This is a genomic window from Sphingobacterium alkalisoli (assembly GCF_005049105.1).
In the GTDB taxonomy this organism is placed as follows: Bacteria; Bacteroidota; Bacteroidia; order Sphingobacteriales; family Sphingobacteriaceae; genus Sphingobacterium; species Sphingobacterium alkalisoli.
The window spans coordinates 86,688-103,017 of the sequence record NZ_SUKA01000009.1 but is presented as its reverse complement, the minus strand read 5'-3'; the positions used below and the strand labels follow the sequence as shown (position 1 = coordinate 103,017).

9 protein-coding genes are annotated in these 16,330 nt (G+C 42.3%); 7 read left to right on the top strand and 2 right to left on the bottom strand.

Annotated elements, in window-relative coordinates; genetic code table 11:
• Nucleotides 1-10 precede the first annotated feature (10 nt).
• Nucleotides 11-1,213, top strand: coding sequence for a M20 metallopeptidase family protein (locus FAZ19_RS21400; protein ID WP_136822810.1), 1,203 nt, complete (start codon nucleotides 11-13; stop codon nucleotides 1,211-1,213).
• A gap of 3 nt (nucleotides 1,214-1,216) precedes the next feature.
• On the top strand, nucleotides 1,217-2,188 hold the full coding sequence (locus tag FAZ19_RS21395) for a Gfo/Idh/MocA family protein (RefSeq protein ID WP_136822809.1): 972 nt from the start codon (nucleotides 1,217-1,219) through the stop codon (nucleotides 2,186-2,188).
• A 42-nt stretch (nucleotides 2,189-2,230) separates the two neighbouring features.
• On the opposite strand, the gene FAZ19_RS21390 is transcribed toward FAZ19_RS21395, so the two are convergent.
• The gene (locus tag FAZ19_RS21390) at nucleotides 2,231-3,604 is read right to left on the bottom strand and encodes an MBL fold metallo-hydrolase (RefSeq protein ID WP_136822808.1); all 1,374 of its coding nucleotides are present in this window, start codon (nucleotides 3,602-3,604) and stop codon (nucleotides 2,231-2,233) included.
• Nucleotides 3,605-3,944: 340 nt separating this feature from the next.
• Nucleotides 3,945-6,269: a glycoside hydrolase family 31 protein gene (locus tag FAZ19_RS21385; protein WP_229707666.1), complete on the bottom strand. Its 2,325-nt coding sequence runs from the start codon at nucleotides 6,267-6,269 to the stop codon at nucleotides 3,945-3,947.
• Between the two features lie 218 nt (nucleotides 6,270-6,487).
• Here FAZ19_RS21385 and FAZ19_RS21380 point away from each other — a divergent pair, with 218 nt between their 5' ends.
• The 5 genes from FAZ19_RS21380 to FAZ19_RS21360 all read left to right on the top strand — a co-directional run bounded on the left by FAZ19_RS21380 (nucleotide 6,488) and on the right by FAZ19_RS21360 (nucleotide 16,254).
• On the top strand, nucleotides 6,488-9,109 hold the full coding sequence (locus tag FAZ19_RS21380; RefSeq protein ID WP_136822807.1) for a ligand-binding sensor domain-containing protein: 2,622 nt from the start codon (nucleotides 6,488-6,490) through the stop codon (nucleotides 9,107-9,109).
• 49 nt (nucleotides 9,110-9,158) lie between these two features.
• Nucleotides 9,159-9,761 (top strand): RNA polymerase sigma factor, encoded by a 603-nt coding sequence (locus tag FAZ19_RS21375; protein WP_136822806.1) that lies wholly within the window; start codon nucleotides 9,159-9,161, stop codon nucleotides 9,759-9,761.
• A gap of 72 nt (nucleotides 9,762-9,833) precedes the next feature.
• Nucleotides 9,834-10,808, top strand: a complete 975-nt coding sequence (locus FAZ19_RS21370) for a FecR family protein (RefSeq protein ID WP_136822805.1) — start codon at nucleotides 9,834-9,836, stop codon at nucleotides 10,806-10,808.
• A gap of 167 nt (nucleotides 10,809-10,975) precedes the next feature.
• Nucleotides 10,976-14,506 carry a SusC/RagA family TonB-linked outer membrane protein gene (locus FAZ19_RS21365; protein WP_136822804.1) on the top strand — a complete coding sequence of 1,177 codons (3,531 nt, stop codon included), beginning with the start codon at nucleotides 10,976-10,978 and terminating at the stop codon, nucleotides 14,504-14,506.
• Nucleotides 14,506-16,254 (top strand): SusD/RagB family nutrient-binding outer membrane lipoprotein, encoded by a 1,749-nt coding sequence (locus FAZ19_RS21360; RefSeq protein ID WP_136822803.1) that lies wholly within the window; start codon nucleotides 14,506-14,508, stop codon nucleotides 16,252-16,254. Before FAZ19_RS21365 ends, FAZ19_RS21360 begins: the two co-directional genes overlap by 1 nt.
• Nucleotides 16,255-16,330 lie beyond the last annotated feature (76 nt).

Below are 16,330 nucleotides of genomic sequence, written 5' to 3'. Positions count from 1 at the left end.
TAAGCGTATTATGGACTTACGGTCGGAAATAAATTCATGTGTGGAAAGAGAGTTTCAGGTCGCGGTTGAAAGAAGACGATTGCTACATCAAAATCCTGAATTATCTTTTGAGGAATTCGAAACCTCTGCATTCATAAAAGGCGTACTAGGCACAATGGATATCTCTTATCGGTCTGTTGCTAATACCGGTGTATTGGGTTGGATTGACGGTACGAAGTCGGTTTCTGATGATGTGATTGTTTTGCGCGCGGATATAGATGCATTACCTATTTATGAATTGAATGATGCTGTATATAAATCGAGGCAGGATGGCGTGATGCATGCGTGTGGACATGATTTTCATACAAGTAACTTGCTGGGTGTGGCTGCTATTCTATTATCGTTAAAACATACTTTTTCGGGAAGAGTATTGTTACTTTTTCAACCTGCTGAAGAAAGAATACCTGGAGGGGCACAGGAAGTTTTGAAATCGGGTGTATTGGATGATTATGGCGATAGAATAAAGGCTGTTTTAGGATTGCATGTTAGTCCTCGGCTACGTGTTGGAGAGGTGGGGCTATGTGGAGGAAAATTTATGGCATCAAGTGATGAGTTTTATGTTCGTATCAAAGGAATAGGTGGGCATGCTGCTGAGCCTCATCGCGCGGTGGATCCGATCGCGATTGGGGCTCAGCTTTTATCATCTTTACAGCAGATTGTAAGTCGTCATATTGATCCATCTGTTCCTTCAGTTTTGACATTCGGTAAATTTATAGGTAATGGTGCAGTGAATGTGATACCCGACGAAGTTGTATTGGAAGGCACTTTGCGAACGATGGATGAAATGTGGAGAGAAAAGGCGGTTGAGAAAATTGAACGAATGCTATTGGATTTGCCTAAGACTTTTGGTGCTGAAGTTGATTTACAAATAAAGAGGGGATATCCTTTTCTTTTTAATAATTTTGATTTGACATCGCAAGCAAAACGTTATTTCGGTGAAATCCTGAAAGAGGATCAGGTTAAAGATGTGGGAATATGGATGGCAGCAGAAGATTTTGCATACTATTCTCACCGTTTTCCATCTTTATTTTTTCTTGTGGGTATAAACAATGAGGGTATTAATCCTCAACATGAGCTTCATAATGCAAAATTTGATTTGGATGAAATGGCATTTTTGACTTCCATGAAAGCGATGGCTTATGCGACTATTCGGTTGTTGATTAAAGAAGTCTAGTGTATGAACAGAAGATCATTTTTATTTTCAATGGGGGTTGTTGGGGCGTCAGGAACGACTTTGTTTGCCAGTGATAAAATGCATATCGCTAAGAAGTTGAAAAAGCGCATCGGTATTATTGGGCTTGATACTTCGCATGCTGTCGCTTTTACGAAAGCGCTTTATCAGGACAAGGAGGGAATTTTTAAGGGATATAAGGTGGTAGTAGCTTATCCCTTTGGAAATCCAACTATAGCAAATAACGGTGAGCGTATTACTCGATTTAAGGAAGAAATCCAACAGTTTGGCGTCGAGATTGTCGATAGTATCGAGCATTTATTAAAGGTTGTTGACTATGTGATGCTTGAGACAAATGATGGAAATATGCATCTGGAGCAAGCTAAGCTCGTTATAAAACAGGGTAAACCTCTCTTTATTGATAAGCCCATTGCAAATTCTCAGCAAGACGCAGAAGAAATTTTTCGTTTGGCTTCTCGTTATAGGGTTCCTCTTTTCTCAACGAGTTCTTTGCGTTACATTGAAGGGATTACTGGTATTAACAAAGCTGAGGTGATGGGAGCGGATGTGTATACGCCAGCTCCGATAGAACCCAATCATAAAGATTTGTATTGGTATGGTATTCATGGCGTCGAGATGTTGTTTACCATTTTACAAGAGCACTGTACGGCTGTCCAAACTATTGAGGAAAAGGACTGCGACATCATCGTTGGAACTTGGTCTGGGGGCAGGGTTGGAACGTTAAGGGCTTTTACAAAAGAAGATCACGGATTTGGTGGTACTGTTTTTACTAAAAGTCAAGGTGCCGTTGCTTTAGGGGAATTTAAAGGCTACAAGCGTTTACTACAGGAGATTATGCTGTTTTTTGAAACAGGAGTATCTCCAGTTCCCCAAGAGCAAACTATCGGGATTTGTAAATTTATTGATGCAGCTTATGCGAGTAAAAAAAACAAAGGGGTTAAAATATTTTTGAAATAATAAATAACAATCCACCGATGACAGCACTGTGCAGACTCCTGTTTAACGAGCCATCCATTCTTTCATTCCAGCACTGTAGTTTTTAACATTTTTAAAGCCGTACTTTGCCAGCAGTGATTGGGCAATGGTTGCTCTGTCTCCACTTTGACAATGGATCACGATTTGTTTGTCTTTGCTGAACTTGTCCAAGTTAGCAGGCAGCGTTCCCACAAATACATGGTCTGCACCTTCTACATGATAAGCTTGGTATTCGGACGCGCCTCGAACATCCACAATCTGTACATCGGGGTTTCCGATATACGATCCGAACTCTTCCATATCAATAATTTGCTCCGTTTCTAATTCCAAACCTAACTCTTCCACATTAGAGATGTAACCATAGATATTATCCAAGCCGACACGCATTAGTTTTCGGGTAAGATCTTCGATCTGGCTATCGTCAGCCACCAACACAAACTGCTCTTGGTAATTCAACAACCAGCCAGCCCAGGTAGAAAATGAATTATTGCCTTGTATATTAATGCTTTCCGGAATAAATCCTTTTGCAAAATCAACTTTATGGCGGGTGTCAATCACTTTCAAGCCGTTTTCGTAAGCCGTGAAAAACTGTTCTTTTGTCAATTTGGGATGTTTGGGGACTTCCACCAGCAACGCACGAGTTACTTTATTCAGCTGTTTCATCATTGCAAAATATTTCGGTGGTTCGGGTTGCCCTTCCAATAAATATTGAATAAATCCTTCTTCGTCATTTTCATACTGAAAGGCCCAATTTCGGATTTTTTCGTATCCTACTGTTGAGCTCGGAACGGCACCCAATGATTTACCGCAAGCCGAACCGGCACCGTGGGCCGGCCATACCTGAACATACTCCGGTAACGCTGTAAACCGCTTGAGTGATTCGTACATCTGTTTCGCTCCCTTTTCTTGTGTGCCCATTAACCCGGCTGCTTTTTCCAGTAAATCTGGACGACCGATATCACCTACGAAAACGAAATCTCCCGTGAAAACCATAACGGGCTTGTCTGTCGCAGGATGATCTGTTAATAGGAGGCTGATACTTTCGGGTGTATGTCCCGGTGTATGAAGAATTTCTAACGTGAGATTTCCGACATTGATCTTGTCATCATGTTTTAAGCCTATATGTGCAAATTGGTATTGCCATTCTTCGCCACCCTCGTCGGACAAGTACAGTTGTGCGCCTGTTACGGCAGCCAATTCACGAGAACCACATAGGAAATCAGCATGAATATGTGTTTCTGCAATGTGCGTAATTTTCATGTTATTCTGCTTGGCAATTTGCAAGTATACATCGATATCTCGTTGTGCATCGATAACGATCGCCTCGCCTTTGGTCTGACATCCTATAAAATAGCTCGCCTGAGCTAAACTTGTATCATATACGTGTTGAAAAAACATAACTTTTATTATTAAATGCGCTCTACTTTGTAAGTATCCAATTTTTAATTTAACAATACAAATGTATAATCTATTTGCTACCTAAACAGTAACATTTGTTACACGATTCTTTGATTAAAGAAATAATTCCTTAATCAGATCGCTATGAAATAGAAAAGGAAGTTCCGTTCTGCTAAAAGGGGGACAGAGGATAATCAACTTTTTTACCGGACTGAATGGCAGTATGGTTGAATACTAAATTGATAGTAGGTCGCTAATTTGATTTGAGGCTCCATCGTATCGTAAGATACAAAAAACACTTAAAAACGTATCGTATACGATACGTTTTTAAGTAAAAATTTTATTTCAGCTTTACGGTAAGTTCACGTCCATTATAGGTGACGATTTTCGTAGCACCGCTGGGCAGGCTTACCGTAAACTTTCTTCTTGACAACATTCCGGGATAACTGCCGTTTCTTTCTCCTATTGTTAATATTTGACTGGAATCGCTCCACGAAAAGGCGATTTCGGAAAATTGTCCTTTTTCATAATTATAGTTGTCAAATTCGTCTTCATATAATACAAACTCTCCATCTGCTCCAGCGTAGATACGGATTTCTAAATTATCCCATTTCTTTTCTGTCGAATACTGTACTTTCGGCCCGAAGGGAATGATAGATCCAGCTTTGATATATAGCGGAATAATATCGGCAGGTGCAGGTGTGGTTACTGTTTGTCCGCCTTTAAAGCGCTCGTTTGTCCAGAAATTGTACCACTCGATGCCCTGAGGTAAGTAAACAGGCCACGTCTTTGCCTCATGTTTTGTAACAGGTGCTACCAAAATTGATTTGCCGAACATGTATTGGTTTCCGATATGGTGTGTGGATTTATCCGCCACAAAGTCCATGATAAGAGGACGCATAAATGTACCATCGTTACGGGCGACATTCCACGAGGTGCTATATATATAAGGCAATAAACTATATCGTAAATTTATAGCTTTTTCCTGTGCATCAAAACACCAAGAACCCCGTTCACCAAAATTCCATATCTCACGAGGTATATCCGTTCCGTGAGAACGCATCATGGGACTGAAAGCCCCGAACTGCATCCAGCGCACATACAGTTCCTGATATTCTGGGTGTTTAGCTCCACCTCCGTTATTCCAACGCCCCGCAAAAAATCCCCCGATGTCACTGTTCCAGTTAGGAATACCCATCAGGGTAAAATTTAATGCTGCGGGAATCTGCTTTTCTAACATATCCCAACTTGATACGACATCACCACTCCAAGTATTAGAGCCATATCGTTGTTGACCGATGAAGCCCGATCTGGTTAAGATCACGACACGCTTGTTGCTGTTCTGCGCTCGTTGATGTGTTGCAATTCCGCTATTGTGCATCAAACTATAGGCGTTTTTTACACTACCATACGAACCAAGGTGTGTTGGCAATTTATAGTCTGATTCTTTTTTGTTGATGTGGTCTGGTTCAGTAGAGTCGAGCCACCAACCGTCATTGCCAATGTAACTGAAAATACCTTTGTCGAGATAACGCCAATAAATGTCACGCGCCGCAGGATTATATACGTCGTAGGGGCGTGCCCCACTGTTTGGGGGCCATGTGTCAAAATTGATAATCATCTTCTTGCTATCAAGCTCTTGTCGTTGGCTGGTCTTAGGACCAAAGCCTGGCCAGGTGACAATCAATAATTTCGCGTTGAGACCATGGATTTCATCCACCCATTTTTTTGGATCGGGGAAGCGCTCTGCGTCAAAGGTTTGGGCATTCCATGCGCTATCGGATTTATGGTATTCAGGCCAGTAGCGCCAGTCTTGGATCATTACGTCGATAGGGACCTGTAGATCGCGGTATTTTTTTAAAACATTTAAATTTTCTTCCTGCGTATGATAGCGCTCCTTGCTTTGAAAGAATCCATACGCCCACAAAGGTAGCATAGGAGCCTTACCAGTTAAATCCCGCACCTGGGCGATCACACCATCCGCATTTTTTCCGTACATAAAGTAATAGTCGGCACAATGCCCGGTGCTTTCAAAAGAAAGCTCCTGAGGATTATCATTGAATTTCGAGATAGAATAATTATCCCAGTAAACACCATATCCCTTAACAGAAAGGAAATAAGGTGAATAAGTAAACATGTTCTCGTTTTGCATATGGTGGGAGGAATTGCGACGATTAAACCTATTGTCCATAATCTGACCCACTCCATAAATAGCTTCATCTTTGTCGAGAAGAAATCCCTCCCGTACTGTAAATGACTCTGTGCCCCCGTCATCTATAGGCGAAAACTGTGTTCCGTAATCTTTGTCTTTAAGTAAAAGTGTTCCTACTGAATCGTAGAAATTTATACCTCCGGTAAGTGAATTTATCTCCACTTGTATTTTGCTGCTCGCTAATTTTATGTAATCTCCGCTTTGATCAACGTTTAGAATTATTTTCTCAGGTGACTTGATGATCACTAGACTTTTCTTTTCGTAAGAAACCCCCATCGGTATTTTCAACACTCGAACAATAGTCGGAGAATAAAACTCAACTTGGATATCTAATCCCTGTATAGAACCTTTTACGCCCTGGGTTATTTGTTGGATAGTTTGAGCTCGACCATCTAGTAGGAACCCAAATAACAGGATAAGTGGTAAAGTTAGTTTTTTTGTGTAAAACATCATTTTCATCATTATTTTTTATTGCTAATAAATCGTAAATTTTTGTAAGACAAATGTATTCGTGTAGATGAAAAAGGGATGACAACTATGTTGAAAAAAATAACAACTGTGTTGCTTTTTTACTGTATTTACATATAAAATTTTACCTTTGTGATCAGCTGATTTATTAGGTATCAAGTTTCCAGACATAAATACGATATTACTTTTTTGCATTGTAGACTATGTTAAACCTATCAAAATATACTTATAGAAATTTGGGAATTTTATGCTATTTGCTTTTGGTGTGCGCTACGTCAACCAAGGCTAGCGAACAATCATTCCCTGCAGCAATTTTATTTAGTACTATAGATGTCTCGCACGGCTTAAGTGATAATCAGGTGCGATACATGCTGCAGCTTAGCGATGGGCGTATGGTTTTTACCACAAGTGGGAATGTAAACCTGTATGATGGTAGCCGTTTTAAATATATACACAGACGGAAAGAAAACATCGTGCGTCTTTCAAATTATGATGGATATTACCGTATCTATCAAGGATATGACTCTTTGCTGTGGATTAAAGACTATCACAATTTGATGGCAATTGACTTACGAACGGAAACATATGTGATATCACCAAAATCCTACTTCGAAAAAAAGGGCTTCAAAGGTAATATAGACGATATATTCCTGGATAATCATAAAAGACTGTGGGTTTTACAACGACAAGATTTAATTGAACTGAAAAGTGGTATAAAAATCAGTATTGGTGCTCGTGAAGGGCACTTACAAGATATCGTTTCAGCTGGGGCAAATTTATATTTATTTTTCAATACAGGGTCGGTTGTATGCTATAACTTACCCAAAAAGAAGATAACCTACAAAAAATACGCATATAAAAAAGAGGACTATAGCCTGTATAACCGAACTTCCTTAGTCGTATCGAGTGCTGATGGGATCTATCAAATCCGCAATGGCACTAAAGGTGGTCTCTTTTTCTTTGATATGAAAAAGCGGCTCTGGAAAAGGCTTCTCTTGACAGATTATACCCTGAACACGTTAATCTTAAAAGGTAATACTGCTTACGTGAGCTGCTCAACGGGCTTATGGCAGCTAAATACACAGGATGGTGAATCGGAATTTATTCCAACTTTAAAGACAGTGGAGGGAGAAGATATTAAAACGGAAATCAGCACTCTTTTTGCCGATACGCAGGGCGGTCTATGGTTAGGAACTCTTAATAGGGGGCTTCTCTACCATCATCCTTCGCGATCCAAATTAAGTTACATTGGTCGATCGTACTTTAGTGAACAAATTACAGATGTACTTGTTGAAGACTTTGCAGAAGATCTACGGGGTAAAATCTATGTAAAAACTCAAAAAGCGACCTACCTTTATCAGCATCTTTCAAAAAATAAGCATAACCTCTCAATTGTTTTACCCTCAGATATACCACACGAAGTAAATAAAAAATTTAGTAGCCCAAGAACTAGCCATCTAAACGCCTATGAGACGGTAAAAATAGTTGACTCACGTGGGTGGCATTGGACGGGCACTGAGGATGGGCTACGATTATTTATTCCCACGACAAATTCCGAGAAGGTCTTTTATACGACAGACGGGCTAATTAATAATTATATCCATTCCATACTTGAGGATCATAACAGAACGATATGGGTAACGACAAGCTACGGCATATCACATATAAAAATCGATCTTGAAGATGAACGTGTTCACTTTTCGAATTACAATGTTTTAAGCGGTGCGTTGAAGGAAGAATATGTTCGTGCTGCAGCCTTCCAATCGAAAAATGGAATATTGTATTTTGGAGGTATTAATGGCTTTAATACATTTGATCCGGTATTATCCCAATTCCCTCAGCTTTCTTATAGACCATTATTAACTAATCTATACCTTAAAGGTGAAAAAGTTGAGGTTGGGAAGAAATATGCCGAGAAAATAGTTCTTGCTTCAACTGCAAGCTATACAACAAAAATCGAACTTTTACACCATCAGAATTTTGTAACCTTTGAGTTCGCTGGACTCAACTATCAGAATCCTTCTCAGATCTATTATCGCTACAAATTAATAGGAATTGACGCCGAATGGCGCGAAACATCTAGCATGGGGGAATATGATGGAACAGCGGGTAACGGATTACTTAGGATTTCGTATACGGATCTTACACCTGGCAATTATACGCTGGTCGTCATGTCTTCTGCTAACAGCTTAGAATGGAATGGAGACAGTACAACGATCGATGTCGTCGTGCTTGCACCCTGGTGGAAAACGACAATTGCCTACATCTGTTATATTCTATTTCTCGTCGCGCTCGCCTACTGCAGCATGAGATTTTTTTTGGCACAAACCAAGAGAAAATTGCAACGGCAACATAAAGAAAATATTCTGTTGATAAGAATACGGGGTCTGATCGATCAATGTGCTGTATTGGAGTCTGAGAGAGTATCTTATTCTGAGAACGTTCAAAAAAGCGATAAGGAGCTACTTGTATACGCTCCCGAAAATTCAGCTGAGGCAGCCTTCTTATCTCGGGCAATTGCATTCGTAGAGAAAAACCTTGAAACGCCTAATTACTCGGTTGAACAGCTGAGTCGCGATCTTAATATGGACCGCACTGGTTTATATCGAAAGCTGGTCAACTTGTTAGACAAGTCGCCATCGCTATTTATCCGAAATATTAGACTTCAAAATGCGGCTAAGATGATAACCCAAGGCGAATACACGATATCTGAAATTGCGGATCGTGTCGGATTTAGTAGTGCGAGTTATTTTAGTAAGTGTTTTCAAGAGCTGTATGGATGTAAACCCTCTGAATACATGTCAAAATCAAGTAATCTGAAGTGAATGTAGAGAGTTAATATTAGCGTAATATCGTTTGGCTATCTTTGCCAACATGCTGGTTAACGACAACATCACGGAAGCGGAACTGCTGGATCGTATCCGGCAGGACGAACCCGGTATGTTTGAGTTACTTTTTAATCGCTACTGGGAAGATATGTACCGCCAGGCTTATTTGCGATTGGGCGACCGAAGTGAAGCAGAGGATATGGTACAAGATATCTTCGCTAATATCTGGACACGTAGGCATTCGCTTGTCGTTACATCTTCCCTTTCAGCATATCTTCGTACAGCGCTGAAGTACCAGATCATCAAACGGACAATAAAGGCCGACGTAAAGCAAAAGGCTGCGGATTATTTGCTTCAAAAAATGACCGACATCGAAACGACAGTGTTGGATATGTTGGCGGTCAATGATATACAGGTTACTCTGGATAAAGCAGTCCAGCAGTTGCCAGGTAATATGGGCAAGATTTTCGGACTTCGTATGGAGGGATTCACGATTGCCGAGATTGCGGAAGCCATAGGTTTATCTGAGCAGACGGTTAAAAACAACACCTCGGATGCGCTCAGACGATTGCGTACGGTATTAATGAAGGAACACCCAGAGATACCCTCTTCTTTCTATACTATCTTGTTTTTGTTCACACAAACTTAACTTTTTATTCACGATTTCTTAAGGTACTATCGATCCCTCTTCGGTACTATATAGTTGTAACAGGAGAAAGATGTGAAATTCACTATACTACAGCAATTATTGAAAAAGTACCAGAAAGGAGATGCTACGGATGCAGAACGCTTTGTAGTCGACCGATGGTATGAATCTTTTGAGAATGAACGAAAAGAGGTTCCGGATTTGGCTGACGATGCAAAGAAAGAACGGCTGAAGGCTCGCATCTGGCGTAACATTCCGCGACCTAAAAAAGCTCAAATCTGGTATATGCGTAGGCCTATGCAAGTTGCCGTCAGCGTAATAATTGTTGTGGGAGCGGTATTAGCTATCTATACGGGTTTATTTAGAACGGGTGAAAGCGACCTTGTCTCGGCAAAGTCGGAAATGGCTGCGCAGCAGATCACTACGGCTGCCAGACAGATCAAAAAAGTACGGTTGCCAGATAGTACGGAGGTATGGCTTAATTCCAACTCTATCTTGGATATACCGAAGGGGTATGGTATGGGAAAGCGTACCGTACGCTTAAGAGGTGAGGCTTTTTTCGATGTGAAACGAGATACTGCTTTGCCGTTTATGGTAGGTACGGATGGGATCATTGTTACGGTACTCGGTACTTCCTTCAACGTCCGTTCCTATCCCAGCTTGCAACAGATAAAGATTGCTGTAAATACAGGAAAGGTATCGATTTCAGACACCACTTCCAACCCGCTCTCTGTCCTTACCAAAGGACAATGGCTGACGTACCAGAAATCGGATAAATCGTGTCACGTTGACGACCACATAACAAGTGTAGCTACATCTTGGCGTGATGGTAGCGTCGTGCTCGACGATGCAAATTTTGAAGAACTCGCCCAAGGCGTACAGAATTTGTATGGCATACGGCTTGCCACCAATAATCCAGAGGTGTCCGCTTACCGCTATACATTGACTTTAACAGCGCGCATGAGATTGGAGGAGTCCATGCGTGTGATATGTACCATTTTGAATAAGCACTATAAAGAGGAGGAGACTGGAGATATATACATTTATTAACCAAAAATAACACAGGTACGGCAAAGTGCGGTACCTGTGCATAGAAAATGCGGGCTGAAGCAGAAGTTTGGCGACCGAGCTTACAGCCCAACATTGTAGTAAATTATCAATTAACCACTACGACCTCAAAAGTATGAAAAAAAGATGAGGTCAACTGACAACAGCTAATGAAATTAAACATACCGTTATTGCAGAAAATTATGCGATTAACATGGATCACTACCATCATTATTATTTCCGCCACTCATTTTCTCACAGCGGAAAATTTGAAAGGACAGGTATTGGAACAGCGAATCGATTTGTCATACCGCAGTGCCAATGCAAAGACCATTCTCAAAGACCTTCGAGAACGTGTAGGTATCAACTTTGCGTACACGAATCATTTGGACTTGGAAAAGATTACGTTTACGGACGTTTATTTTAAAGATCAATCGCTAGAATATGTATTGAAGACACTTTTCAGGGGGCGACAAATCGCTTTTTCGGAACAATCCGGGACGATTTCCCTATATGCTATACAGCGTCCCGGTCGTATTATTGGTACAATCACCGACGAGAAGGGCGAGATTTTGGCAGGAGCGAGTTTAAAGATTGTCGAACTGGATCGCCACTTTGGTACGGACAATGAAGGTGCCTTTTCTGTCAACGTGCAACCGGGGCGATACACGGTTGAGGTCAATTATATTTCGTATCGGACAGCGCGTAAAACGGTGTCGGTAACAGCGGATGGATTGGTAGATGCTTCTTTCGTCTTACGATCAGAGGAAGGTGCATTGGGAGAGGTCGTCGTAACGGCTTTGGGCATTGGAAGAGCAAAAAAACAACTGGGATACGCGGTAGGTGAGGTTCCGGGAGAAACGATTAATATGGTTCCGCAAGAAAATGTTTTGGGAGGTCTTTCCGGAAAGATTTCGGGCGTGGATATTCGTCGATCTGGAAACGATCTCAATGCCGAGACCTATGTGTATGTACGAGGCCGAACTTCTTTAGCGGGTAATGACGAGCCATTAGTGGTGGTGGATGGTGTGCCGGTTGGAGGGACGGCGGTAATGGCTGATATCAGTGCGATGAACATTGAAAAAGTATCTGTCCTTAAAGGGGCTAGTGCAGCGGCACTGTACGGTTCGCGAGCGGGAAATGGGGTGATTCTGATTACGACCAAATCTGGGAGAACGGCCAAGGGATTGGGGATTTCAGTGAATACCAATGTTACACCCAGTATCCCCTACCGATACATCGAGCTTCAGAATAAATTTACTAATGGAAGAAGAGGTGTATTCAACGAAGCCGATGGCGGTCGTTGGTTTGGACCAGAAGAAGGAACACCTGCTATTCATTTTGGATCCGATGGAGAGGAGAAGCCGATGCAGTTCTATGATAACGCTTTACGCGATTATTTCCAGACTGGTGTAACAACCATCAACGATATTGGTGTAACAGGGGGCTATGATAAAGGTAGTTTTCAATTGTCGCTATCACAGATGGATGGGAAAGGAATTTTTCCTGGAATGGAACTGAAGCGACTTGGGCTAGGACTGACGGCTGTGTACAAAGTAACCAACAAAGTGAGCTTAACGACGAATGTAAATGTTTCAAATCCGAAATCGGACAATTATACAGAAATTAACGATGGCGGAGATGACCTGTACTATGATGTGTACAATACGCCGCCACACGTCGATATCAACGATCTGAAAGACGATTATTGGGCAACTAAAAATGTGCAGCAACGCAAGGTGACCGATGGATATAGCAACCCCTGGTTTTCTGCATACGAACGCAAGCGAAAATTTGATAATGTTCGCGGATTTGGAAACCTGAGATTAGACTGGGAAATCGCACCATCGTGGAAGACTATGTTAAGAGCAGCATACAGTAGTACAGACAATAAAGAAGAAATACTCAAACCTTGGTCATTCGACGGGTTTAGCGGAGCAAGTAGACCTAAAGGCTCTTACCATATCAGCAACAAGCAGGAGCGCGAGTCGAATGTGGATTTTTTAACGTCTTATGACAAAAAGGTCGGCGACTTCACCTTTGCGCCTGCTATCGGAGCAAACATCATGTATCAAGATCGTTCGGCTCTTGCCGCAGGTGGAAATGATTTGGCTTTACCGGGCTTGTATACGTTGGCGAATGTGATGCGTGGAGGTCTGGAATACGAAAGTGGTAGATATGAAAAAAGGGTCTATAGTGTCTATGGGATGGCATCGTTGGGGTATAAGAACAGTGTATTTGTGGATCTGACTGCTCGTAATGATTGGTCAAGTACCTTGCCAAAGGAAAATAGGTCATACTTTTATCCTTCGATTTCAACCAGCGTGCTTCTCTCCGAGATGGTAGATGTGCCAGAATGGGTATCCATGCTCAAACTGCGCGGAGGATGGGCAAAAGTGGGAAAAGATACGGATCCGTACTTAATCCAACCTACGCTTACACAGGGCTACTGGGGCGATGCATATAGCTATTCTTTACCGTCAAGCATGCCCAACAGTTCCTTGAAGCCTGAAATTGCGACCTCGTATGAGCTCGGAACGGATCTCTCCTTTTTCAAGGGTAGGGTAGGCTTGGACGCGACGTATTACAAAGCGCAAAACAAAAATCAAATCCTTAATGTTGGCATTTCGCCGATGACGGGCTACACCAGTACGACTATCAATGCCGGGAATGTTGAAAACAGCGGGATAGAATTGGGGCTCTTGCTGGTGCCGGTCAAGAAAAAGGAGCTGGAGTGGAATATGCGGATGAATTTTACCAAAGAACGCAGTCGCTTGGTGGAGTTGGTTGATGGTATTGATCGCGTATCATTCGGCGGTGGCAGTGGTCAATATGCGTTTACCGATGTGGGGGGCGTTATCGGCGACCTGTATTCCTTTGATGTGATGAAAGTGGAGGAGGGGGAATACAAGGGGTGGAATCTCTTGGATGCCAATGGCCGTTGGAAGATACAGGAGGATCTGAGCAAGCTCCCCAAAGTGGGCCGCTTCACCAATGATTTTGCCATAGGCTTGACGACGATGTTTACGTATAAAAAATTAAGCCTTTCAGCGAGTTTCGACTGGCGTCAGGGCGGACAGTTCTTTTCTGAATCGATGAAAAGGCTTGCACGGGATGGTAAGGTCGAAGACTGGAAGAATGGATATAGTTCTAGCACGTTTGCAGGGGTATTAGGAGCCAATTCATTCAATGGCGACCGAGACCAATTGGCCAATGAAATCAAGAATAATGCAGATTACCGTGACCACAATGTCTGGATAGGGGGGCGAAATGGCGAGCTCGGCGGCTTTCCGTTCAACGGTGGAGAGAATGGTGCTTTCTTTCCTGGTGTGATTGACAATGGAAATGGCACATACACAGAGAACTTCGGTGCTGAAGGAACGAAAATGTTTGATGCCTACCGGTTTATCGAATCCAGCGGAAGTTTTTGGCGAACAGGATACGCCTTTATGTATGATGCTTCCTTCGTCAAAATGAGGGATATTACGCTTACCTATCAGTTGCCGGATCGCCTCGCCCATTCGATGGCTTCCCAAAAAATTAGCCTTTCCCTGTATGCAAAAAATGTTATCCTGTGGACTAAGGCGGGGATCAACATCGATCCGGAGTCTGCATATAATGAAGGGCAACAGGGCTTTGAAAAGTGGAATACTGCACCATGGACTATCCCTGTCGGGTTTAATCTTAATATTACATTTTAATGAAAGATATCTTGAAAACGATGAACAGTTCTATAAAAAAATGGGTGATGGTGATGTTGGTAACGATACTAGCTTCATGCAGCAGATCCCTCGACGATATAAATATCAACCCTAATTCGCTACCCGACAAAGAGACTGATATCCAGTACGTATTAACTGGGATTTTGACCACATCTGCTCAAATCACTGTTGATTTGATCTATAAGCAAGGAGAACTTTCCTCCGCTACGCAGTATTTGCAGCGTGATTTTACCAGCTATGCACACAATACCTATGAATGGGGCTCTATACCATTTGCGAAGTACTATGAACCGATCAAGGATAGCGAATACATTTATGGTCGGGCAGAAGAAGAAAAAACGGGGGATGAAAGATCGTTTTATCAAGCTGCTGCACTGATCATGAAGTCTTATTGGTACGGATTTATGACTTCTGCATACGGCGATATTCCTTATTCCAAAGCTATGCAGGCAGAAAAGGGTGGAGACGAGTTTTTCAAGCCGGTATATGATGCGCAAGAAGATATATTCGCGGGGTTGATAGCTGATCTAGACCGTGCAAATAACTTGTTGAAAGATGTTGGCATAGTGCAAACGGCGGCTCAGGCTGATGTGTTATTTAAAGGTGATGGACAGCGATGGCGGAAGTTTGCTAATTCGCTACGCTTGCGGTATTACATGCGCTTGTCGGAGAAGTCTTCCTCAAAAATCAACGCACGTGCGGATTTTGCTGCTATGATCGCCAATTCTTCCGAACATCCGCTAATGAATACGATACAAGATAACGCCGCGGTACAGTTTATTGGTACAGATGCTATCAACAGTTGGCCTGGTGGTCCGATCAACTACCGACTACGTTCGGAATTCTACCGTAGAAAGCCGTCGGCTACGATCGTCAGTACCTTAGTGGCATTACAAGATCCGCGCTTGACCAAGTGGATCCGCCCCGTCGATGTGCAAATTAAGCAGGGCGCCGCAAGTGATGTGGTATTAGAACAAGGTATTGTGACCCGCTACACAGATATCAATATCGTTGATCGGAACAACGATAGCAATCTGGAAAACGATATCAATACGGCTTTATTTGTAGGTTTGGGTGTTGCGTTGACAAGCCCCAACGATTACAACATGGGTAATACGGTGAGTACTCTCCGTGACAAGATACAATCCGCGAACAATAGCATCTATCTGGGAGAGGCATCTAATCCGCATCTTTCTTATCTTTCCGAAATTTATACGCAAGATGCGCACCCGCTCAATCCAGCCTTGTTTATGAGTAGTGCGGAGGTGTATTTGATCTTGGCTGAGGCCGCGCAACGCGGATGGATTGGAGGCGATGCATGGTCATATTTTGAAACGGGTGTACTTCGTTCGTTAGAACAATATGCAATTGCGGATGGAGATAATGCTGCAGTGTATGATGTGCAGGGTAACAGATTAGTTCCTTTTGACAGAGCGGCATTCGTGACAAACATAAAACAGGAATATCAACAGGCAGCCAACAAATTGAAACCTATAATGACTCAAAAATGGATCGCCTTGTGGATGACCGGTGAATCTTGGTTCGATTGGCGCAGAACAGGATTTCCGGATCTGAATGAACAGGTTGTCTCTGGATCGAATAGCAAAAATGTACCGCTGCGTTTTTGGTACGAAGATGCCTTCAATGAAAAGGAGATGCTAAGTGCAGTGGAAAAGCTTAGTCCAAAAGTAAATAATCACTGGTCAAAGATGTGGCTTTTGCAATAGGTATATTGCTACCGTAGTACCGATATGATGAGGTCATAGTAGGTGTTGCCTCGAATTTTCTAGTACATTTAACTCG

Excerpts from the sequence above, each read along its gene's own strand:
- FAZ19_RS21400 (WP_136822810.1), top strand. The coding sequence starts at position 11 with ATGGACTTACGGTCGGAAATAAATTCATGTGTGGAAAGAGAGTTTCAG.
- FAZ19_RS21395 (WP_136822809.1), top strand. The coding sequence starts at position 1,217 with ATGAACAGAAGATCATTTTTATTTTCAATGGGGGTTGTTGGGGCGTCA.
- FAZ19_RS21390 (WP_136822808.1), bottom strand. The coding sequence starts at position 3,604 with ATGTTTTTTCAACACGTATATGATACAAGTTTAGCTCAGGCGAGCTAT.
- FAZ19_RS21385 (WP_229707666.1), bottom strand. The coding sequence starts at position 6,269 with ATGATGTTTTACACAAAAAAACTAACTTTACCACTTATCCTGTTATTT.
- FAZ19_RS21380 (WP_136822807.1), top strand. The coding sequence starts at position 6,488 with ATGTTAAACCTATCAAAATATACTTATAGAAATTTGGGAATTTTATGC.
- FAZ19_RS21375 (WP_136822806.1), top strand. The coding sequence starts at position 9,159 with ATGCTGGTTAACGACAACATCACGGAAGCGGAACTGCTGGATCGTATC.
- FAZ19_RS21365 (WP_136822804.1), top strand. The coding sequence starts at position 10,976 with ATGAAATTAAACATACCGTTATTGCAGAAAATTATGCGATTAACATGG.
- FAZ19_RS21360 (WP_136822803.1), top strand. The coding sequence starts at position 14,506 with ATGAAAGATATCTTGAAAACGATGAACAGTTCTATAAAAAAATGGGTG.